Origin of the sequence: Gordonia sihwensis (assembly GCF_029632925.1) — a bacterium.
GTDB classification, from domain to species: domain Bacteria; phylum Actinomycetota; class Actinomycetes; order Mycobacteriales; family Mycobacteriaceae; genus Gordonia; species Gordonia sihwensis.
In genome coordinates this window covers 1,377,028-1,397,359 of sequence record NZ_CP121248.1, presented here as the reverse complement: position 1 = coordinate 1,397,359, position 20,332 = coordinate 1,377,028, and the positions used below count along the sequence as shown (strand labels likewise).

The window sequence follows — 20,332 nt, the reverse complement described above, 5'->3', positions numbered from 1 at the left end:
TCAGCGGACCCTCAGCAGCCGAACCCGCAGCTGCGCGTAGTTGCTGCGGACACTCCAATCGCGGAGCGTGCCGGCGCGTTTCACCGCGGCGACGTACAGCGTGATCGGCGTTCCAGGTTCGATGACGGCCACGCGGTTGCTCGGGTCGATCGCGACATCGGAGAACGCGCGGATCGCCACATTCGACCAGCCGCCGCCGTCGGAGCCGATACCGATGCCGACCAGTGTTCCCGTGGTGGCGTTGTCGCGGCGGATTTCGATGTCGACCTGGTGTCCCGAGTACGCGTTGATGTCGACGCCACCGGTGAAGTCGAGTCGGTACGGGAACGTCTTGGCCGGAATCGTCACGACTACGAGTTCGGCGCGGGTGTCGGTGCGAGACTTGGACACGTCCGGGAATCCCGACGGCGGGACGACATACTCCTCGATCCAGTAGCCGCCGGGCGACCACTCCAGCAACTCGGTTTCAGCGTTGTAGGCCAGGACGTCGCCGTTGGTCGGCGGGATGTCCTGGTCGACGTCGACGCTGTCGTAGATCGACCCTGACGGGCCCGCGTCGCCCTTGTCCCCCTTCGGCATGGGCGGCAGGTCGAGGCCGATGCTGTAGGAGCCCGCTGACCCGCCGCCGATCCGGACGCCGAACCCGTCGTCGACCTTCTGCCCGTTGATGGTCAGGTCGCCGGGCCGCATCGTCGGCGCTGGGCCGACGGGTCCTGGCGTTGCGTAGACGCCGTGGTAGATGACGAACATCGATCCGGTCCACACGTACTGGTCGTTGGTGTCGGTGTTTCGGTAGGCCCAGTTGGTGTGCTCGGTGCCCAGGGCGGTCTTGAGCGCTTCGAGTTCGGCGGTCGTCCGCTCTCCCTGGTGTATCGCCCCGGGTCGACCGGGCGGCCCTTGCTCGCCCTGATAAGCAGGCAGACCCATCACTGCGCGCTCGCCCGCACCGTCCTGACGACGGCGGACATGGAGGTAGGTGTCGGTCATCGGCGGCGCGTCCGGCGGCTGCGGGATGCCGTAGATTTCCAGCTCGACCGACAGCTTCTCGATCGGGTCGTCAGGCATGTGCGGCCACCTTCTCTCGCAGTTGCTTCCACGCGTCGTCGTAGTCCTCGCCGAGCACACTCAGGCCGGTGCCGCGGTGGATCATCCGGACGGCTTCGTTGTCGCCGATGGTCTCGACCGCCACGTCCTCCAGGTCGGGCAGCGACTCCCACTTCTGCAGCTCGACGTAGCGCTGGCCTTCGTGGTCCCAGACGAGGTTCTGGGTGTAGTTGCACACCGCCTGCGCCAGCAGCTCGGAAATGCCGGCCGGCACCTGGGCCGGCGTGCCGTTCTTCAGGGGTGCGTTGCGCAGGAAGCGGCCGAGGCGGATCACTGTCGGGTCGTCGACGGCGTAGGCCTTCTGGTCGGTCATCGGATTCTCCTGAGTGCTTGTCTGGTCTCGCGGTTTCGATCGCGTAGTGACTGTGCGACGTCGGGGTGTTGATCCCTCAGCAGTGGGACGGCGGTGTCGACGCTGTCGGTGAGCTCGACGACGGCATCGGCGAGGTGGTCGACCTTCGTGCCGAGATCGGTGAATTGTTCGTTGATCGTCTTGGTCATCCCGGTCGCGATCTCGGTCAGCTGCTTCGCGGCGTCGGCGCGGTTCTTCCCGCGCCCAAACAGTCCGGTTACCAGGCCGGTTATGAGTGCCGCGAGGACCGAGCTGCCGCCGATGGCAACGACCAAACTAGGAACGTCCATTGGACGCCTCCTTCGCTGCGCGGTGCAGCGTGAACAGGTCGACCACGATCAGGAGCAAGGTGCACGCCGACAGTCCGATTCCGGTCCATGCGGTCCACGTCAACGCACCGTTGGCGATCGATACCGCGGTGATGAGCGCGATGAGGGCCCCGTACACGGAGGTGTTCCCGGCGACCCGGACCCACAAGCCGAGCCAGCGATTCGGCAGGCGGGTGCCCACGACGGACAGGGGTGGGCCGACGAGCAGGAGAACCAGCCAGATGTGGTGCCAGCTCGTCCCCATGGTGTCGAGTACTGCCGAGGGCACGTGACCGACGAGCATGGACCACCCCGCCAGCCAGTACGTGGTCATCATGATCGAGTTGAACGTCCGGTGGATGGCTGCGGGATCGCCGCGGATGAACTGCTGCCACCAGTTCACAGCACGTGCCGTCCGCCGGGGCTGGTGTCGAGTGCATCGAGGAATCGTTGAGCCGACTGCTCAGGAGGGAGGCCGAGGAACCGCGGGTCGTGCTCAGACCAGCCCCGAGACCGCGCGAGATCGAGCGTGTCCGCGCGGTGCGCATCGAGCACATCGCCCGCGGTCTGGCGTGCGCCGGCCGCCGCGTCGGCGACGACACCCTCGATCGTCGGGGCGATCACGTCGAGAGTCTCCCGCGTGCCCCGCGGGGTCAATCCGTTCTTCGTGGAGCGTTGCGCGAGGACGCCGGCGACCATGACGACGCCGCCGATGATGGTCGCGACGACCGGTGGTAGGTCGGTCCAGGTCATCGTCACCCACGTGCCGAGCGCGACGACCCCGGCTGCGGCGGCGGTGATCGTGTTGCTGTACCGGCGGTACCAGGGCTGGTCCTTGATCGCGGCGTCGAGGACGCTCGACAGGATCACCGGCGCGCTCATTCGGCGCTCCTGAAGTCGATGACCGCCTGTCTGACCGCGCAGTCCTTCGCCTCGACGAGCTTGCGGAGCGCCGTCGATAGCTCCGGGCCGTCACCGAGGTTGGTGACGAGCGTGTCGGCGAGGTCAGCGAACTGCCGCGACACGAGCTGGAGGTACGGCGGCAGATGCTCGTAGGTGAACAGGGACAGCAGGTGCTCGGTGCCGGGGTGCCGTGCGCTCATGCCTGGCCCCCGATCTTGGCGAGGATGCCGCGCGCCGCAGGGTCACCCTTGGCGGCTTCGCGCTTGACCAGCGCCACGCACGCCGGATCACCGAGCAGTGCGTTCCGCTCGACGAACTCTTCGTGGATGCGGGCGTCGATGTTGAGGATGAACCCCGCCATCGTGTCCACGAGTCCGTCCGATGCGCGGTACTTCGACCGGGACGGGAACCGCTTCGTCAACTCGGATGATGCGTCCATTGTGAGACCTCCTGGTGAGGGTGGAAGTAGCTTGTCGCCGAGGCGCTTACACCGGGCGAGTCGGTCGCGGCGATCGTCGAGACCGTTCGTGCCGCCGTTGATCGCGCGAGTCACGCCGATCAGGTCATCCCGATCGGCGAGCGGGTTGAGTTGCGGCCGCGCGACCGTCCAATACCAAGACGCCGCGAGGAATCCCCACTTCGGTTCGCGGCGTACCCGCTCCGGATGGTCAACGAACTCGCGAGGGTTGGTGGTGTACCGCTTCGCGAAGCACCACTCGGAGAACCGGGAGAAGTTCGCGCGCCCGGTGAGTTGAATCGGCCCCGATCCCTTGAAGCGCATCCCATCGCCCGGGTACACGTTGCCGAGGTCTGCGCGACCCTCGTATGCGCTGCCGTCGGCGATCTCCTCCATGTAGACCAGCCCGCCGGACTCGTGGCCGATCTGCGCGCACCAGTGCGCCGCGCGCAGCGGTGTCGTGATCTGCGCCGCCTGCATAGCGCCGACCATCCCCGACAGCATCTCGCGAGCGCGTGCGGGGCTGCAGCCCATCGCCTCCGCGAGGGTCTCCGCGGTCATGCCCTGCCGCGGCGCCGGCGGCGGCGCTGGTGTCGCGGTGACCGACTCGGCGACGACGCACCAGCCTTTCGGCGGGATCAGCGTCGCCAGCTGATCGAAGCTCAGCCAGTACGCGAACGGCGAGAAGCCGGGGTCGGCGACCCAGACGGCACGCGCGGCCTCGTCGATCCCCATTACCGCGACGTAGTGCCGCACCGTGCCACCCGAATACGCCGGGCTGATACTGCCCTTGACGCCGCGCGGGTAGTTCGACGGCGGCGCCACCCAGTTCACGAGGACGCCGAACCCGGCGGCGATCGAGCGTCGCACGTCAGTCCACAGCTGGTCCTTCATGCGCTGCGACATCGGATCGCCGTCGGCATGGCGGGTGATCCAGTCGACGCCGGTGCGGCGCTGCAGGACTGGGCGGACGTCGTTGACGTCGTTGGTGCCCCTGACGGTGGTTCCGATCTCGCGGATCAGGGTGTTCTCGTCGACGACTTTCCCGCGGCCCGACAGGATGACTTGCGTGGACGCGGGTCCGCAGTCCCAATACTGCTCCTGCGGCGTGATGCCGTGGTCGTAGTTGAGGATGTTCTCAGCCATGCGCCGTCTCCTATTCGCTGAGTGCCAGTCGGGTGATCCAGGTGCCGAGCGACCGGATCTTGCCGAGCGCGATCGAGCCGGGCTCACGCTCGGCGTCGGGGCGGCCGATCTGCAGCGTGTACCGGCCGCGCACCGAGCGGCTGTCCTCGTAGGTGATCTCCTCGAGGTAGTCGACCTCGACCTTGCCGTCGGCCATCTCGACGCCGATCAGGTCACCGAGCTGCAGGTCCTTCCCGATGTAGTACGGGCTGCCGTTACTGGCGGTGATCGCGTGCGAGACGTACGCCCGGTTCTTGAAGTGCTGGTTTTTCATCCCGGCGAACGTGTTCAGCGTCAGGCCCGTCGACGCCGACTCGGCGAAGTCCTCCCGGAACCGCCACGGCCCTGCCTCGTTCGCTGCCCGCAGGTCTTCGTCCGAGTGGAATGCCATGATCGTGTCTTTGACCAGGCCATCGAAGATGCCCAGCGACAAGCCGGCGAGGCCGAATGCTGAGCCGAGCGCGCCAAGTATCAAGTTCATGCCCGACACCACGGTGTTGTTCAGCCAGTCGGGGCTCTTGCCTCCCGCGGTGATACGAGTGGCCAGCCCGGTGTGGGTGGTCTGTTCGAACTCGTCGACAGGGCTGTAGTCGCCGGTGGTGTAGACCGCGATCGGCTTGTCGGCGATGGCGCCGGCTGCCTTCTGCAGGTAGTCGTCGTAGTTCTCTTCGCCGAGGATCGGATAGAGGATCCACTTCATGGCGTCGTCGGCCATCTGCAGTCCAGTTCGGAAGAATCCGTCGACGATGGTGCCGGTCCATCCGACCGGTGCGCCCTTCTCTACGAAGTCGAAGATCAGCTTGGGTTCGGTGATGGTCGCGTACTCAGGGAACGGTTGCGGATCGACGTCCGGATCGACGAATGTCGCCGTGATCTGCATGTTCTCGGCGTCGCACACCTCGGTGAAGGCGTCCATCATCTTGTCCATGCGCCAGCTGGAGGCGATCCACGGCGTGGTGTCTCCCAAGAGCTTGTGCCGCGGGTTCACCATCAGCGGGTGCATGGCGGTCTTGAGGATGTTCCACGACTTCAGATCGAGCAGGTTGCCGGTTGGAATCGACCACAGAGAAGCCTGCAGGCGCACGGCGTTTGCCGCGAACGCCCCGGACATGACCGAGGCCGCGGGGCCGAGTCCGAACCAGAACTTGATCGGCTGGAATTCAGGAGGGAACCACGGGCACGGCCAGATCCGCATCCAGTTCAGGTACTCGAGCGCGCCAACCGCGGAGACCTCGTAGTAGCGCTTGAACCCTTTCCGAACGCGGGTGAAGTCGGTGATGATCCACAGCGTCGTGTAGTGCGGCAATCGCACCACGATCGGCCGGACAGTGCGCTTGGGCTGGCCGTCGAAGTATGCATGCCAGTGGTCGTCGTCCGGGACGGTGATGTTGAGCGAGCCCGACTTGTTCTTCTGGTCGGTGAACTTGAGCTCACGGTAGTCACCGCAGATGCCCCAGGTCTTCATGTCCTTGGTCTTGAACTCGACGTACGCCGACGGGTTCAGGTACTCGTCACGCTCGTCCGCCTCGGCCTGGGTGAGGCTGGCGTACGCGTCCCGCACCGCGGTCACAGCAGTCCCTCATGACGCCAGGCGCAGCGGGCGTAGACCTGGGTCTCGCGCGAGCCGCCCTTGACCTCGATCTGGACGGTCGTGACCTTCCCGGCCGGTATGGGCTTGCGGTACTTCTGGCCCTTCATCAGCGGCCAGAGGTTGCGGCCCGTCGAGGACCGCACGGTCGGGCGTGCCTCGTCGGTGTTGACCAGGATCTGCTCACCGGCGTTGGCGGCCGGATGGATGATCTTGTTGCCCGCGTACGACAGCGTCACTTCCCCGGGGCCTTGGATCACGAACTGCGGCCAGGCGTCCCACTCCGGGCCGGGGTACAACGAGAGGGAGCCCTTTCCGGTTCCGGTCTCGTTGTCCCACGAGTCGGCGTAGTCGGCCTCGCGCGCTAGTGGGGCCTCGACGATCAGGGTCATCTCGAACTTCGCACCGCGGGTGATTCTCGGATCGAACGGCACGAGCGGCTTGAGCTCGCCGAGTTTGACCCCGACCCAACGCCAGCCGACGGCATTGCTGTAAGTGACGAGCCAGCCGAGCTCGTGCCGGCGGACGATCGTCTTGAAGTGCTCACGGCGACGACGGAAGTCGTCGGGACTCGACCCGAGGATGAACAGCGGGAGGTCGAGCTCGGCGTGATTCATCGTCTCGCCGACCTTGGTCTCGCCCCACTGCCTCGCAGCGGCGTCGAAGATGTCATCGATGTCGACGTGACCGAGTCCGTCGGGGCCTGACACATCGAGCCACGCACCGAGTTCATCGCCGCCCTTGGCGCCAGAGAGCCGGACACGTTCGCCGTGCGGCGAGATGAGCTCGACAATCGTGTGATCGGTGAGGGTGGCAGCCATTTACAGACCTCCGACGAGGGCATCAGACCGGGACAGGCGGCGTTGCTCGCGGGTCGCCTTGCGCACCGCATCGGAGACGTCCTCGGTGTGGAAGTGCTGATGCAGTTGCCCGCGGCTGCGCGGATCGACGGGAACGTCGTCCATGTCGGCGTCGGAAGCGCGCATCGGCTGTGCGGCGGTCACAGCGGCTGCGGCCTTGAACTCGGCGGCCGACGGGAGTGCCTCGAGCATGGCGTCGATCCGGCCCCACTGGCCCGCGGTCAGAACCGCTTCGGGCTTGCGGGTCTTGTTGACGGCCATGGTCAGACCGGGCTTCAGCCAGCCGCCCGAGTCGTAGCCGTGTCCGTGGCCCCACTGCGCGGTGAGGTCGTCGCCGTAGCGCGACTTGTAGTAGCGCAGCGCCGCGACCATGTTCGACATCGGATTGCGACGATCGTCGGGCAGGGACGGGTCACGGTGTGCAGCGAAGGTCGAGGGGATGATCTGCAGCAGGCCGACTCCCGCCCCCTCGCCGGTGCCGTTGACATCCGAGATCTGCTGCGCGATGTTCGGGTCGCCGCCCGATTCAGACTGGATCTGGCTGATCATCGCGTCGACCTGCGGCTTGGCCGTCGACAGCCCGACACGCTTGATCGCCTCGATGGCCATCGGGCGCCACTGCTCGGCGCCGGCGCCAGGCTGGTAAGTGTGCGAGGTGCCCATGTCGGGCATTGGCGTCGTCGACTTCTCTTCGTGCGTCTGGTACGTCGCGTTCGGATCGCCGTAGGTCGGGTCGGTGTACGCGGTTCCGGACTGCTCGGTCGAATCGATCGCGTCCTGGCTCTGCTCGGTTGCTTCGAGAGCGTCGTCGCTCTGCCGGGTTGAGGCGACGGCATCGTCGGACTGCGAGGTCGAGTCGGTGGCGTCCGCGCCCTGGTTCATCCGAGACTCGACGGCGTCGTACAACTTGTCCGAGATCGTCTTGAATCCGAAGAAGTCCGCGACGCCGCCAACGGTCTCCTTGAGCGCGTCCTTTCCGGTCTGCTGCGCCAGCTCGAGGAGCTTCTTCAGCAGCTCGACCTGGTCCCAATTCAGGACTGCTTCGGGCTTGCCCGTCTCGTTGGTGACCACAGACTTTCCGGGCGGAATGTAGCCGCCCTTGTCACGCCACAGCCCCGGCTCGACAGCTCCGCCATCGGCAAACGGCAGGATCTTGCCGAGGGTGTTGTCGTAGACACTCTTGACCGCGCCGGTGACGACGTTCTTGACCTTCTTCGCGCCCTCGTAGACCGAGCGGAGCTTGTCGCCGAGACCACCGACGATCTTGAAGAACTCGTCGAGGACCTGCTTCTTCGACCAGTCGAGCATGCGTGGCGGGATGCCCAGCCACTCCGGAGGTGGGGTGCCGATCATGCGGCCCATGCCGCTCTTGATCGGGTTGAGGGCCTTGTCGAGCAACTCGGAGATCTTCTTCTTGATGATCCCCATCTGCTCTTCGGGCGAAGGGCCACTGCCGCCGGCCTCGAAGGCTCCGTCGGAGCCGATCGATAGGTGGTACCGGCCAGGGAACTGCGGATGATCGGCACCGACTGCGGGGCCGCCGTATGCGATGTTGCCGTGACTGCCGCCCGACTCGACATTGACTGCCGAGAAGCCCTTGACTGCCGACAGGGTGCCCGCGGTGTGGCCGTTCTGACCGCCCGAGTCCGGACCACCCTTGATGCCGATCGAGAATCCGCGCGAGAGGCCCTTGACCCATGGCTGCCCCGCGGCACTGACGCGGTCGCCCTGACCGGCCGGGAACGCCGGAGTCGCCCAGTGGCCCTTGTCGTTGCCTGAAATGATCACCGAGGCCAGGGCCGACATGTAACCCGAGCAGTCCGCACCGGCTGGGAATTGGTTGCCGGCCAGGTATGGCTTGCCGTTCTGCGCCTTAGCCCACGCGTGCCCGCGGGCGAGTTGGCCTTCCCACGCGGCCGGCGCTTCCGCGACCGCGCCGCCGTCCTTGAATCCGGGAATCTCGGCCGCGTGCAGGAATCCGCCGATTGGAGCGGCAGACGGGGCTTGCGCGATCGCCCCGGCAACCTTCGGGTGCGCCTCCAGTCCGCGGGCCGCGCCCCAGGTGAACGGGATGCCCCGTTCGATCATGGCGCGCATCGCGTACATCACCTCGTGCCCGCCGGCGCGGACGACGTCCATGACGTCCCAGACGTGCTCGCCGGGCATCATCAGCGCATGAACCGAGTCCTTGCCGCGGGTTGCGCCCTGAGACATCGGGACCGGGCCGCCGTGGCGGAACGCGACCTCGGGCAGAGGTGACATCTCCTTGAGGCCCGGCAGGAAGCTCGCGACCTTGTTCCACGCCTTGAGCAGACCGTTGTTCCAGACGGTGCCGATGACGAAGTTGATCGGCTTGGCCACGAACGACTTGATCTTGTCCCACGCATTGCCGATGCCGCGTACGACCGAGCCGAAGAAGTCGCCGACCACAGCCAGTGCGCGCTTGAATCCCTCGAAGGCGGGCTTGACGACATTGTCGACGACCATCCGGATGCCCTTACCGAGCAGGTCCCAGCCCTTCTTCATCGCGTCGAAGATGACTCTGATGCCGTTCCACATGAACCCCGCGGCGGCTTTCAGCGCGTTCCAGACCGGGATGATGACGGCGTTCGCGATCGACTGGACGACGCTTCCGAGGGCGGTGACGCCTGCGCGGAACCACCCGAAGATGGTCGAGATGCCGAGCCACATGAACTGCGCCGCGGCCTTGATGCCGTTCCAGACCGGGACCATGACTGTTTGCCAGAGCCAGTTGGCGACCGTCGCGACCACGCGCATCACCGCCATGAAGGCGTTGAAGACGACCTGCACGCCAGCCCAGAAGAACCCGATGACAGCCTTGATGCCGTTCCAGACGGGCATCATGACCGTCTGCCACAGCCAGGTCGCAACTGAGCCGAGCAGCCGCAGGCCGGCCATGAAGAGGTTGAGGATCGGCTGGATCACGACCCAGGCGAGCTGCACCGCTGCCTTCAGGAGGTTCCAGGCGACCAGAACGGTGCCGATGATGACCGTCGCGACGATCGCGCCGATGTACTTCACGACAGTCAGGAATCCGCTCAGGATCGGCTTGATGACGCCCCACACGGTGGAGAAGACGGTCTTGACGGTGTCCCAGTGCTTAACCAACTGGACGATGATGCCGATGATCGCGCCGATCGGACCGAGGCCGAACAGCAGCACCTGCCAGAAACGCTTCACGAAGTTGATCACCGGCTGGACGGCCTGCCAGACCCACTTGAACCCGGCGACGAGTCCATCGATCGCAGGCTTGAGGACGTTGTTCCACGCGGCGAGCGCAGCGTTCTTGATGCCGTTCCATGCGCCCTGCACGACGTTCCGGAAAGCCGCGGACCTCTTGTACGCAACGACGAGTCCAGCGACGAGGGCCGCGATCGCCATCACGACGAGCATCACCGGGTTTGCGGCCATGACCGCGTTGAACGCGGCCTGGACGGCCATCGCCCCCTTGGTGACGAGATTCCAGAGCTTGATCGCTCCGGTCCACACTCCCCAGGCGGTAGCGGCGGCGCCGATCGCGGCGGCCAGCGGCGTGATCCACTCCTGATTGCGCTTCACCCACCCGCCGAACTCAGCGAGGGCATTCTGCACGAGCTTGATGGCCGGGGTTGCCTTCTTGAATCCAGTTGTCAGGGCGTCGGCAAGTCGGGTGACGAGCGGAATGATCGGCTCGAGCGCTGTGGCGGCGGCACTGGCCAGCGCCGTCTTCATGTTCGCGAGCTTGGCCGGAAGGGTCTGCCCCATTTCCTGGGCGTAGGTGCCCATGCCGGAGTTGATGGCACCGACGAGCTGCTCGAAGCTGATCTTGCCTTCGGAGGTCATCTTGCGGACCTCGGCTACGGACTTACCGGTGGACTTCGACAGATACTCCGCGGCGTTGACGCCCGCGTCTGAGAGCTGATTGAGGACGCCCGCGTCCATCTTTCCGGAGGCCGAGACCTGCTGGAGGATGCGGCCGACGTCGATCCCGGTGCCCTGTGCGGCGGCCGAGAGGTTGGTGAACGCCTTGATCGCGTCGTCCATGGGCTTGCCCATCTGGACGCCGGACTGGGCGAACATCGCGCTGTACTTGGCGGCGTCGGCCAGCGAGACCGAAGTGCCAGTGACCTGCTCGGTGAGCGTGGCCATCTGCTTCTTCGTCTGCTCGGACGTCAGGCCGACGTTCTTGAACTGGATCTCGGCGCGCTGAATGTTCATCAGGCGGTCGAATCCCGACTTGAGTACTGATCCCGCACCAGCGAGGCCGGCGAATGCGCCCGCGGCGCCGAGAGCGCGCTTGGCTGCGCTCATGATCGAAGTGCCGAAGCTCTGCACCGACGGGTGCGCCGATCCGTACGCTCGCCCGACCTCGCCGGCCGAACCGGCGGCGCGCCTATTCGCGGAGGCCGACTCGTCGGCGCCGGCGGCCGCACGCCGGGCAGAGTTCGCGGCGTCGTCCTGCGCGGCCTTCAGTAGTGCTTCGCTGGAACGAACCTGATCGGCCGCGCTGGCCGCTCCCCGGCGCGCGCGAGTGACCGCCTCCTCGGCGGTCATCAACTGCGACTTGGTCGCCTTACCTGAGTCCTGCAATTCGGTCAACCGCGTCTCAGCGATCCGGACCTTGCCGATCGCGTCCTCGGATCGCACGCGGGCCTGCGAGAGCTGCGACTCGGCTCGAATCACGCTCGATGCGGTAGCGACCTCGCCGGAGCGAACTCTGTCGAGTTGGCCGGACGCCGACACCGCCTCGGCACTCGCGGCGATCTGACGACGCTGCGCCGCGGCGAGTTGTTCTTCGGCCCGAACGACCTGACTGCTCTTCGCACCGGAGTTACTGCGAACCTCCTGGAGCTTTTGCTCAGCGATGCGGACCGCGCTGGCCGCGTCAGCTTCGGCAGATCGAGCGGTCGCGAGTTGCTTCGAGACCCGCTCGATCTGCTTCTGCTGAGACGCGAGGCCGGCCGCGGTTGCCGCACCCGCCTTGCGGCCGGCATCGCGGCCCTGCGATTCCATCTCCGAGGACGCAACGCCCATACCGCGCTTCGCCGCGCCGGAGATTTCCTTGGCGAATTGCGCACCCATTCCCTTGAAGGAGCCTGCTACGGGCACGTAAATGACCGAACCAGCCACGCTGTCTCCTTCTGCTATTTGGAATCGAGGAAGTCCATGACTTCGTCGGATGAGTGCTCGCCCCGGCCGCCGATTTGGATTCGCGAGTCGTCCTCGCTCTCAGACCACGGGTAATCCGGGTGTTTCTTGGGGAGCCGGAGCTTCTTGTTGCCGAGCGCCTTACCGACGACGACCGTGTTCTCCTCTATGCGCCGGACGAGGAGCCACAGGAGGCGGTCGGTCATCGTGTAGGGCTTGCCGTCAGCGACCTGCTGGAGTGCCCATTCGGCCAGGACGCGGAATCGTCGCAGAGTGATCTCACCGCGGTAGTACTCCGCGATCACGTCCCGGCCGTAGATCTGCTCTAGCGCGCCTTCCGCTTCTTCGAGGCCGCCGAACGCCGCTGCGACCGATTCGGCCGTGTAGGTTTTCCCTCGAGCTCGTCCGTGACCTTGTCGGTGTAGGCCTTCATGGCCCGGAAGAAGATCGACGAGCTACCGCCGACGGCGAGGAATGCGTCGTATTTCTCCGGTCCACACAGGAACCATTCGGCGACGTCGATGTCATTGTCTCCGAGCTCGTCAAGCTCTTCCTTCTCTTCGTCGGAGAGCATTTGCGGGTCCCGAGCCGTGAATTCCTGGCCCTTGAATGTGAACGTGAACGTATTGCCCTCGTCGCCGCGCGCTTCTGCGCGCTTCTCGAGGATCTGATCGAGGTCGATATCGGCCATGGCAGGCTCCTTCTTTTCGATGATCGCTGGCAGGCGAGTTTCGACATGGGGGTGCGATCGGGCCGGGCGAGCCTGCCAGCATCAAAATTCCCGGCCCGATCGCGTAGTCAGCCCCTACGGACTGACCGTCTATTCGCCGCTCGGTGACTCCAGAGCGGCTACGCGGGCTTCGAGAGCGGCGTTCTGCGCCTCCAGCGCTGTGACGCGGCCCGTGAGCGCGTCACTGTCGGAGCGCAGACCGTCGACGCTGGTGGTCGCGGCGTCTATTCCGCCCTCGATGCGGTTGAGTTCGGCGGCGTCGATCGGCGTGCCGCCGTCCTTGCCGTCTTTCCATTCCTTGGGCGTGTAGCCGGCCATCAGGCGTCACCTCCGGGGAACAGCGCCGCGCCGGGGAAGAGGTCCGGCCCCGGCACGGCGGTCAAGGGACCTCCGGATTGGTCGGCTCTTCCGGCGTCGCGTCCTCGATCTCGCCAACGTCATCCCAGTTCTCGGCGAAGATTCGGCGGGCGGACCAGCCGTCCGGGCCGGGGTAGCCGGTGACGGTGACGCCGTAGCCGATCATCTCGTCGGACTTGTACGAGATCTCCTGGCGCTCAGTGACCTGAGCGTTGGCCAGGACGACGCGTCGCGCGTGCTCGCCGTCGACGACAGTGAGGACGAGCTGGTTGCGCTTGAGGTCCGGCTTGCCGCCCTCTTCGAAGTAGACCGAGCCGTCGGGGTTCTTGCGCATGTCGGCCTTGGAGACACCGAAGTAGAACCCGGCGGTCGCCGCGGTCGACTGCCAGAGCACGAACTCGAAGCTCACCGTGGACTTGGTGATCTCGATGCGGATCGGCGAGTTCTCCTGCCAGGGAGTGAACTCCTCGTTGTCCTCATCGCGGTTCTCGGTCACGCCGTCGTCGGAGATGTACCCGAGGTTGGTGAATATCTGGGAATCGAGCGCGCTCATGTCGCGGGGCGCGTCCGCGCCGACCTCCGCGATATCGATACGGCCGGTGACGCCGACGCGCGCGGCCTCGGCCTTGAACCCGTCAATGGTGGGTGCTGCCATCACGTCCTCCTGGTGATGCGAGGGAGCAGCCCCCAAGGGAGAGCTGCGGAACGGTGCTGGCAGGCCCGTGGAATGCAGCGAACCCCCAAGGCGTCCTTGGGGGTTCGGGTGTGACAACCGCGTGAAACGGTTTCGCCGCTAGGTCACATATGGTCGGCGTAGCTCGTACTCGGCGCCATCGCGGACGATGTACTTGTTGTGGTCAGGGCGACGGGCGAACCCGACAACCTCGGTCACCGAGCGTGCGGCGACGTTGGGATCGAGGATCATCGCGGCCAGGATTCGGCGGAGTTTGCGCGAGATCGCGCGGCAGTCCTCGCGCCGTGCCGCGTACACGTCGACGTCGAATGCGAAGACCTCGGTGAGGGCTCCGAACGCCGACTGCCAGGGCATGTCGTCGACGCCGCCGGGCAGGTCGCGGATGAGCACGACCGGCAGACGCTTCTCGAAGGCTGTCTCGGGTGGCGCTTCGTCGGCGACGTAGCAGTCCGGCAGGCGCGGCTCGACGTAGGCGATGACGTCGGCAAGGGGGTCGTTGCTCACCGGCCGGCCGCCCGTCGCAGTGTGCGCCGCCGTGCGGCCCGGCTGGTGCCGTACTCGCCTTCGACGTCGTCTGAGGTGACGTGGTAGACGAGGCGTCCGTTGCGCATCCAGTGCTCGGTGATCTCGATCTTGGCCGTTCCTTTGCCCTCGGAGGCGTCGAGGCGGCGTGCACGAGCAGCGATCGTGGTGGCGCGCTTGAGCAGTCCTGCGTTGACCTGGCTGGTCTCGTTCATCTGCTTGAACAGCTCGTCGAGGTCCAGGTCGACGATGACCTTGTCACTACTGGCCACGGCGCGCGATCCTTGCGAGCTTCTCTTCGAACGCTTCGACCGGCGTCGGCACAGATTCCGGCTCGACGGGCTCGGGTTCGGGTGGCGGGATGATCCGCATTGCGTCGACTTCGAGCGTGAGGACGGCGACCGCGCGGTCGTTCTCCTGGATGACCTTGATCTGGATCTGCGAGAGCGGGAACGGCAGGTCGTCGCCGTCGAAGACGATCGCGTCACGCGCGTAGTCGAGGATGAGCTCGACGGGGTCGTGGTGCATCTCAGCCCTCCGGCCACATCTCGCCGCACTGACGGCAGCAGCGCACGACTTCGCAGGTCGACTGGTCGACGCGGTAGCGCAGGTCGATCGGATTGACGCGCGCGATCTGGCCAGCCCATACCTGAACATCGGCAGTGTCCTCGAAGTGCGATGCCTGACCAGCGGGGATCGAGGTGTCGACCTCGGGAGGCAGTTCCCAGCCGTGGGCGTCGACCGCGCCGCAGCCCGGACACACGGACCAGGCGGAGAATTGGCGCGGCTCGTGAGTGGAGGCCGAACTACGCATGGCAGGCTCCTATCCGGCGTAGAAGGTGAGGGCGACTTCGACATGGTCGACGCCGCCGGGGTATTCGACCGACGGCCACCGGTGGACGTCGCCGTCGACGTCGAGGTGGCGGCCGGCATAGACGATTCGGTCGGTCGCGGTCAGGTCCAGGTCGTGGCCAGGCGGGGTGTGCAGTTCGTAGCCGATCTGAATACTGACGCGGCCCTCGTCCGCGCCGAGTTCGAGCTCGGTGCGCGGCTGCATGTCGACGCCGAACGGAACCTCGGTCAGCGTCGCGCCGTCGTCGAGGTCGTAGCTGAGTCGTTCGTCGCCGCCGTAGCGCCCGCTGATCTTCGCCGGGCGCAGGATCGAGACGCGCTGACCGTAGAACTCGTCCATCATCAGTAGTCGTTTCGCGGGAAGTTGCCGACCGGTCTCGCGCGGCCGGAGATCCCGAGCAGGGACAGCCACGGCGTGAAGTCCAGCGCGGCAGCCGGGTTCGCCAGCGTCGCCGTCGTGGTCCGCTGCCCGACAGTCTTCGACCACGACGAGTACCCCGACCACTGGCCAGGCAGCAGGACCGCTTTGACGACCTCGACGACGACGGTCTTTGCTGCCGGGTCGTCATCGCGGATGCCGGGCTTGTGCTCGCGAATCCAGTTCGACGCGGCGAGCAGCAGGATCGCTCCGTACTCCTTCTCGGCACCGGAGAGCGGGCGCCACAGTTCGGCGAACTCTTCGATGGAGACGAACGGTGGCGCCCCCTCTCCGGTGGTCATCCGACAGCCTCGATGAGCTCGGCTCGGGTCATGTCCTCGACGTCGGCCGGGTCGAGCCCGCGCGAGAGCGCGTACTCGGCCCACGCGGCCCGCGTCGCGGTGTGCTTCGGCTTATCCGGAGCGCTTGCGGCGGGGGCTTCGGGCTGCACGACGGTCGGATCGGCCGGCGGCGTCTGTGGGGATCCGCTGGGCTCCTCGGCGCTGGTGTCGTCATCGAGTGACGTCAGTGCGCCAGCCGCCAGGAGGCGAGCTTCCTCGGAGCCAGTGACTTCGACGATGTCGCCCCGCCGATGTCGGACCCGCCTGACCGTTCGATCGGGGCGCTCCTGGCCGCACTCGGGGCAGGTCGGATCGTCGAGAACCTCCCACCACTCGAGCGCGGCCAGTCGGTACTGGGTCACGGCGTCACCAGTCCGGTCAGCCAGAGCGCAGCCTTCGGCTGATCGAGGCCCATGGCCCGCTTGTGCGAGGCGTCGCTGCGCCAGGTCTCCGTCGGACCACCGTTCGGGCCGTTGCCCTCGGGGTAGAGCGCGGTGAACTGCAACGGCCGAGTGTCGCTGTAGAAGCCGACAGTGCCTCGCTCCAGAATCAGTGCCCTGTCGGCAGGGAACGTGCGCGACTTGATCACGTTGAGTCCCAGGATCGTTCCCGGGATTGCGCCCGTGTACGCGATCGACTCGTTGGCAACGTTGCCCTGGTAGACCTTGAGGATCTGCTCGTTGTCCATCAGGGTTGCGAGCAGGCCTGGGTGGACGACGAGCGTGTCCGGCTCGAAGCCGTAGTACTCGTCCTCGGAGGCCTCATCGGGCGCGGCAGTGGAGATCGCCTCGATGGCCCGAGCCAGGTCTGTGCGAGGCTTGCCGCCGGCAGCGTCCCAGGCTGCGCTGACCGGCATGGTCGGGACGCTCGACGACTGCAGCAGCGCCTTGGCGCCGCGATCGTTGGCGCGGACGAAGGTGTTGCGCAGGCCGATCATCTGCTTATTGACGGCGTCGATGTTGTTCTCGTCCTTCATCTCCTTGGAGACGCGGACGCCGAGCGCCTTCTTGGTGGCGAATGCGGTGCGCGGCAGGCCGAGCTTGCCCGTGCTGACCGGGATCTCGCCGAACTCGGCGACGTCCTGGACGTCGTCGTCGAGGAACGTCGGGTCACCTTCGCGGAACGCGACGACGCCGGCGTCGTTCTTGCCGCCATTGCGCAGCAGAGCCTCGCTGATGAACTGATTCTCGATCAGTTCCTTCAGCTTCGTCGGGATGAACAGCGGGTTCTTGACGAGGTCCGAGACGGTCAGGCGAGACCCGTCGCTGACGCTCACGATGTTGGTGGGCATCTGATGTCCTTTCGGTGTTTGGTGGGTCTCAGGCGAGACGGATCAGGCCGACAGAGCCGGAGGCCACCCCGCCGGGTTCGGTGCAGGTGCCGACAATCGCGCGGGCATCGACGCCGCCCTCGTAGGCTGCCGGAGTTACGGCGCCGTTGGCCGCGGCGACGAGCTTGTCGCCGAACTTGGCGGCTTCGGCGTAGGTGACCTTGACCTCAGTCGCGCCGTAGGCGACGGCCACGTTGGTCGGCACGGCCACCGCGGACACAACCGGTCGGCCGAGCGCGTCCGTACTGTTCTCTCCGGGGAACCCCTCGGGCGAGAGCGCGTCAGTCAGCGCGACACCGAGGACGGTGACACTCCCGGCGCCGGCGACGCCGATCCGGCCGCCGTCGCGGGCTTCCACGACCTGTCCACCGGTGATCACCTCCCCCTCGGCCGGGGTGAAGGTCTTCGGGCCACCCTTGGTGACCTGTGCGATGCCGCTCATCAGAGGCTCCAATTCTTGAACTTGTCGTCCTCGCGGACGTCGGTGGTGTCGGCAGGCTCGGTGGAGTGCCCCAGTTCACCGACCGGGACCGCCGAGTTCGGTGCCATCGAAGCGAGGAGCTCGGCGGCCTGGTCGGCGTTGGCTTCGAACGTCTTGCGCCAGGTCTCGCGATTGGCCGGGGTGATCCGACCCTCGGCGATTGCGGCATCGAGCTTGGCTTCGATGTGGCGCTTGCGCTCGTCCTCCAGGTGCTCGGCAAACCGGGCGCTGTTCGCCTCGAGGGTCGCGAGGCGTCCGGCATCGACTGCGACGACACCGTCGGGCAGTGGCGCGGTCGATGCGGCGGCGGGGGTTCCGCCGTCGGACTCGGCGTCTTCGGACTTCTTCGCGAGTTCCTGGACGGCGGTGATGATGCCGTCGAGGTCGACGTCGTCCGCGAGCCCGAGGGCCGTGCGGAGAGCCGCCAGCTGTTCGTTCGTGATCTCCACGCTCGAACCTCCTTCTGTGGTCGCCTCATCCGCTTGCGCGGCGGGCCGGGGTGGCGTCCCGGCCGGTCGGCCAGGACGAGACTCGGTCCGCGAAGCGAATCGAGCAGCTCGGGGTGCCGAGGCGGCGACAGTCGCGTCGTCGTCGGCGGCAGGCTCGAGGTCAGGCGCGGATTCGTCGATGTACTCGACCTTCACCGGTACCGCCTCGCCGAAGGTGACCTCGTCGTTGACGACGCTGTAGGGCACCTTGAGCAGGCTGTCGTTCTGGTCGTTCTGGACGATCAGCACAGGCGGGTCGACCAGCATTTCGCGGATCCAGAGCGCGTAGTTCGCCGCGGCCGGACCGTTGTAGTACGCAGACCGGACTTGGTCGATGGTCACCGACGTCATCACTGCCGATGTCATGGGCTTCTCCTCTGGTTGTGGCGCTTTCGCGTAGAGGTCGTAGAGCGATTCGAGGGTTCCGATTCCCGGTCGCACGACGCCGAGCAGCGCCATCGCATGAAGCACGAACGGGTGTGTGTGGCCGAGCTGGCAGACGTAGTTGTGTTCCCACTCGCCGGAGCGGTCGGGGTAGGCCGAGGCGATGACCGATCGCCCCTCGTCATCTGCGGCGGCGAGCCAGCTCGGGACTCCGACGAAGTCGCCGACGAGCGTCTGGCCCTCGTCAGTGACCGCGAGGTTGTCGATGACGCCGATCGCCGGATCGCCGGGACCATCGGAGTGCCCCAACTTCAGGACAGGGCGGCGCACCGCAGGGCAATCGAGTGCAGCGACGGCGGAAGCAAAGTCGTCGGCGGTCGGGTGCCAGCCCGCGATGTTGCTGATGTCCCAGGTTCCGACCGAACCGAGTTCGACGCGCGGAATCGTCGCCAGGATCGGCGCGTCCGGAATCTCTACCACAGCTGACCCTGTTCGACTGGTCCGACAGCGCCGCCGGACATGGGCGTCGGTGCCGCAGGCACGGTCGGTTCTGCCTCCTTAGCCGGCGGCTTGGCGGGGAATCCCATCCGCTGACGCACGGTCTGCTCAACCAGCACGTCCGGCGACAGCAGCCCGGCGTCGACGAGCATCTTCAGCGCCGCTGCCGTCGCATCCTGGCGGGAGCCGATCTCGTCGAACACGATCCGGGGAGCCTGCTCGTCCGGCCCCCAGTTCACGTCGACCAGATCCTCGACGATGTGCGCGGTGGCAATGTCTCGGACCGATTCGGCGAAGGTCTGCACGGACTGGACGAAGGTGTCGGCCTGCACGCTGGCAAGGGCATACGAGCCGCCGCCGCTGAGGTTGAGGAAATGTGCGAGTCCGGCGATCGCGATCATGTTGTCGTGGTAGGCGATCGCCTGCTGGATGTCGGGCAGGTTGCCCTGCACTCCCAGTAGCTCCAGCTTCGACCCCGCGGGCAGGGCCGCACCCGCATTGTCGCCGCCGCGGTAGGACTGTGCGATCTGTGCGAGCTCGTCGACCTCTTCCTGGGTCGCATTCTCCGGTGCAGTTCCGATCGGCACACCCATGCCGTTGCGGCGGATCGCGACGGCCTGATACCTGATCAGTTCGTCCTTCAGGATCCAGTGCTTGTAGCTCGGGCGCAGGAGCGACTTGCCGATCCACATGCCTGGCTCCATGTCCCGGCTGTAGACCACGAGGCGATCAATCGGGATCGTGAGCGGCTTCGGCCCGTACATGACCTTCGCCGTCGAGGCTGGTGCCATCTGCTCGATCGAGGTCAGGCCTCCGTCGAGTGCGACGTTCCACGCCGATATCGTCCGCTGAGGACGGGGGGCGAGCTTGCGCAGCCATGCCCGGCCGTCATCGTCGATCCGGTAGATCTGCTCGAAGACCGAGTGCCCGTAGACGAGCATGGTCAGCGCTTGTTGCAGATGGTTCTGCCATGAGAACCGACCTTTGGAGCGGCCCGGTAGGTCCAGATCGTCGCCGCCCGCAATCGGTAGACGCAGATTGCGAGCGACGGCCTCGGTGACTTCGTCGCGCGCACCATTGGACTCGATTCGCCACGGCGTGCGCCTGATCGGGAGGCAGATTGCGGCGATCAACGACGAGACGCGAGAGTCCTCGCGCTCCATCCGCGAGTAGGTCTGGATCGACGCCGGCCACTGCAGGTCGGGGACGCGTTCGAAGTGCTCCCACTGCGAGAAGTCCGTCAGGCCCGCAGTGTCGGTCACGTAGCCGCGCTCACGCAGCGCGGCCTTGGGCCGGGTCGACATCTCGGTCATGCGTCAGTGCCTCCTCTCG

25 protein-coding genes are annotated in these 20,332 nt (G+C 66.3%); all 25 read right to left on the bottom strand.

Annotated elements, in window-relative coordinates; all coding sequences use genetic code 11:
• Positions 1 to 1,065 carry a hypothetical protein gene (locus P5P27_RS06775; RefSeq protein WP_278126952.1) on the bottom strand — a complete coding sequence of 355 codons (1,065 nt, stop codon included), beginning with the start codon at positions 1,063 to 1,065 and terminating at the stop codon, positions 1 to 3.
• The gene (locus P5P27_RS06770; protein WP_278126950.1) at positions 1,058 to 1,417 is read right to left on the bottom strand and encodes a hypothetical protein; all 360 of its coding nucleotides are present in this window, start codon (positions 1,415 to 1,417) and stop codon (positions 1,058 to 1,060) included. The genes P5P27_RS06775 and P5P27_RS06770 overlap by 8 nt, the downstream gene beginning before the upstream one ends.
• Positions 1,414 to 1,746: a hypothetical protein gene (locus P5P27_RS06765; protein ID WP_278126948.1), complete on the bottom strand. Its 333-nt coding sequence runs from the start codon at positions 1,744 to 1,746 to the stop codon at positions 1,414 to 1,416. Before P5P27_RS06765 ends, P5P27_RS06770 begins: the two co-directional genes overlap by 4 nt.
• Positions 1,733 to 2,167 carry a hypothetical protein gene (locus P5P27_RS06760; protein ID WP_278126947.1) on the bottom strand — a complete coding sequence of 145 codons (435 nt, stop codon included), beginning with the start codon at positions 2,165 to 2,167 and terminating at the stop codon, positions 1,733 to 1,735. Before P5P27_RS06760 ends, P5P27_RS06765 begins: the two co-directional genes overlap by 14 nt.
• On the bottom strand, positions 2,164 to 2,646 hold the full coding sequence (locus P5P27_RS06755; RefSeq protein ID WP_278126944.1) for a hypothetical protein: 483 nt from the start codon (positions 2,644 to 2,646) through the stop codon (positions 2,164 to 2,166). Before P5P27_RS06755 ends, P5P27_RS06760 begins: the two co-directional genes overlap by 4 nt.
• Positions 2,643 to 2,867: a hypothetical protein gene (locus P5P27_RS06750; RefSeq protein WP_062367894.1), complete on the bottom strand. Its 225-nt coding sequence runs from the start codon at positions 2,865 to 2,867 to the stop codon at positions 2,643 to 2,645. The genes P5P27_RS06755 and P5P27_RS06750 overlap by 4 nt, the downstream gene beginning before the upstream one ends.
• Positions 2,864 to 4,270: a C39 family peptidase gene (locus tag P5P27_RS06745; RefSeq protein ID WP_278126942.1), complete on the bottom strand. Its 1,407-nt coding sequence runs from the start codon at positions 4,268 to 4,270 to the stop codon at positions 2,864 to 2,866. Before P5P27_RS06745 ends, P5P27_RS06750 begins: the two co-directional genes overlap by 4 nt.
• 10 nt (positions 4,271 to 4,280) lie before the next feature.
• A complete protein-coding gene (locus P5P27_RS06740; RefSeq protein WP_062367896.1) occupies positions 4,281 to 5,879 on the bottom strand; it encodes a Gp37-like protein in 1,599 nt (532 codons plus the stop codon).
• Positions 5,876 to 6,718, bottom strand: a complete 843-nt coding sequence (locus P5P27_RS06735; RefSeq protein WP_062367897.1) for a hypothetical protein — start codon at positions 6,716 to 6,718, stop codon at positions 5,876 to 5,878. Before P5P27_RS06735 ends, P5P27_RS06740 begins: the two co-directional genes overlap by 4 nt.
• Positions 6,719 to 11,887, bottom strand: coding sequence for a tape measure protein (locus P5P27_RS06730; protein ID WP_278126939.1), 5,169 nt, complete (start codon positions 11,885 to 11,887; stop codon positions 6,719 to 6,721). It abuts the gene before it with no gap.
• Positions 11,888 to 11,901: 14 nt separating this feature from the next.
• Positions 11,902 to 12,210, bottom strand: coding sequence for a hypothetical protein (locus P5P27_RS06725; RefSeq protein WP_062367899.1), 309 nt, complete (start codon positions 12,208 to 12,210; stop codon positions 11,902 to 11,904).
• Positions 12,211 to 12,230: 20 nt separating this feature from the next.
• A complete protein-coding gene (locus P5P27_RS06720; RefSeq protein WP_062367900.1) occupies positions 12,231 to 12,596 on the bottom strand; it encodes a hypothetical protein in 366 nt (121 codons plus the stop codon).
• A gap of 129 nt (positions 12,597 to 12,725) precedes the next feature.
• Entirely contained in the window at positions 12,726 to 12,953 is a 228-nt protein-coding gene (locus tag P5P27_RS06715; protein WP_062367901.1) for a hypothetical protein, read from the bottom strand.
• Positions 12,954 to 13,014: 61 nt separating this feature from the next.
• The gene (locus P5P27_RS06710) at positions 13,015 to 13,647 is read right to left on the bottom strand and encodes a phage tail tube protein (protein WP_062367902.1); all 633 of its coding nucleotides are present in this window, start codon (positions 13,645 to 13,647) and stop codon (positions 13,015 to 13,017) included.
• Positions 13,648 to 13,785: 138 nt separating this feature from the next.
• Entirely contained in the window at positions 13,786 to 14,190 is a 405-nt protein-coding gene (locus P5P27_RS06705; protein ID WP_062367903.1) for a hypothetical protein, read from the bottom strand.
• On the bottom strand, positions 14,187 to 14,480 hold the full coding sequence (locus P5P27_RS06700; RefSeq protein ID WP_062367904.1) for a hypothetical protein: 294 nt from the start codon (positions 14,478 to 14,480) through the stop codon (positions 14,187 to 14,189). The genes P5P27_RS06705 and P5P27_RS06700 overlap by 4 nt, the downstream gene beginning before the upstream one ends.
• Complete coding sequence (locus tag P5P27_RS06695) at positions 14,470 to 14,736, bottom strand: hypothetical protein (RefSeq protein WP_278126935.1); 267 nt, start codon at positions 14,734 to 14,736, stop codon at positions 14,470 to 14,472. Before P5P27_RS06695 ends, P5P27_RS06700 begins: the two co-directional genes overlap by 11 nt.
• Position 14,737: 1 nt before the next feature.
• Complete coding sequence (locus tag P5P27_RS06690; protein ID WP_062367906.1) at positions 14,738 to 15,022, bottom strand: hypothetical protein; 285 nt, start codon at positions 15,020 to 15,022, stop codon at positions 14,738 to 14,740.
• A 9-nt stretch (positions 15,023 to 15,031) separates the two neighbouring features.
• Entirely contained in the window at positions 15,032 to 15,403 is a 372-nt protein-coding gene (locus tag P5P27_RS06685; RefSeq protein WP_156479460.1) for a hypothetical protein, read from the bottom strand.
• Positions 15,403 to 15,780 carry a hypothetical protein gene (locus P5P27_RS06680; RefSeq protein ID WP_062367908.1) on the bottom strand — a complete coding sequence of 126 codons (378 nt, stop codon included), beginning with the start codon at positions 15,778 to 15,780 and terminating at the stop codon, positions 15,403 to 15,405. Before P5P27_RS06680 ends, P5P27_RS06685 begins: the two co-directional genes overlap by 1 nt.
• Positions 15,777 to 16,181 (bottom strand): hypothetical protein, encoded by a 405-nt coding sequence (locus tag P5P27_RS06675; RefSeq protein WP_062367909.1) that lies wholly within the window; start codon positions 16,179 to 16,181, stop codon positions 15,777 to 15,779. The genes P5P27_RS06680 and P5P27_RS06675 overlap by 4 nt, the downstream gene beginning before the upstream one ends.
• Positions 16,178 to 17,110 (bottom strand): phage major capsid protein, encoded by a 933-nt coding sequence (locus P5P27_RS06670; protein WP_062367910.1) that lies wholly within the window; start codon positions 17,108 to 17,110, stop codon positions 16,178 to 16,180. Before P5P27_RS06670 ends, P5P27_RS06675 begins: the two co-directional genes overlap by 4 nt.
• A 28-nt stretch (positions 17,111 to 17,138) precedes the next feature.
• Complete coding sequence (locus P5P27_RS06665; protein WP_278126930.1) at positions 17,139 to 17,591, bottom strand: hypothetical protein; 453 nt, start codon at positions 17,589 to 17,591, stop codon at positions 17,139 to 17,141.
• Complete coding sequence (locus P5P27_RS06660) at positions 17,591 to 18,982, bottom strand: phage protease (RefSeq protein WP_278126929.1); 1,392 nt, start codon at positions 18,980 to 18,982, stop codon at positions 17,591 to 17,593. Before P5P27_RS06660 ends, P5P27_RS06665 begins: the two co-directional genes overlap by 1 nt.
• Positions 18,976 to 20,313, bottom strand: a complete 1,338-nt coding sequence (locus tag P5P27_RS06655; protein WP_278126928.1) for a phage portal protein family protein — start codon at positions 20,311 to 20,313, stop codon at positions 18,976 to 18,978. Before P5P27_RS06655 ends, P5P27_RS06660 begins: the two co-directional genes overlap by 7 nt.
• Positions 20,314 to 20,332: the final 19 nt, after the last annotated feature.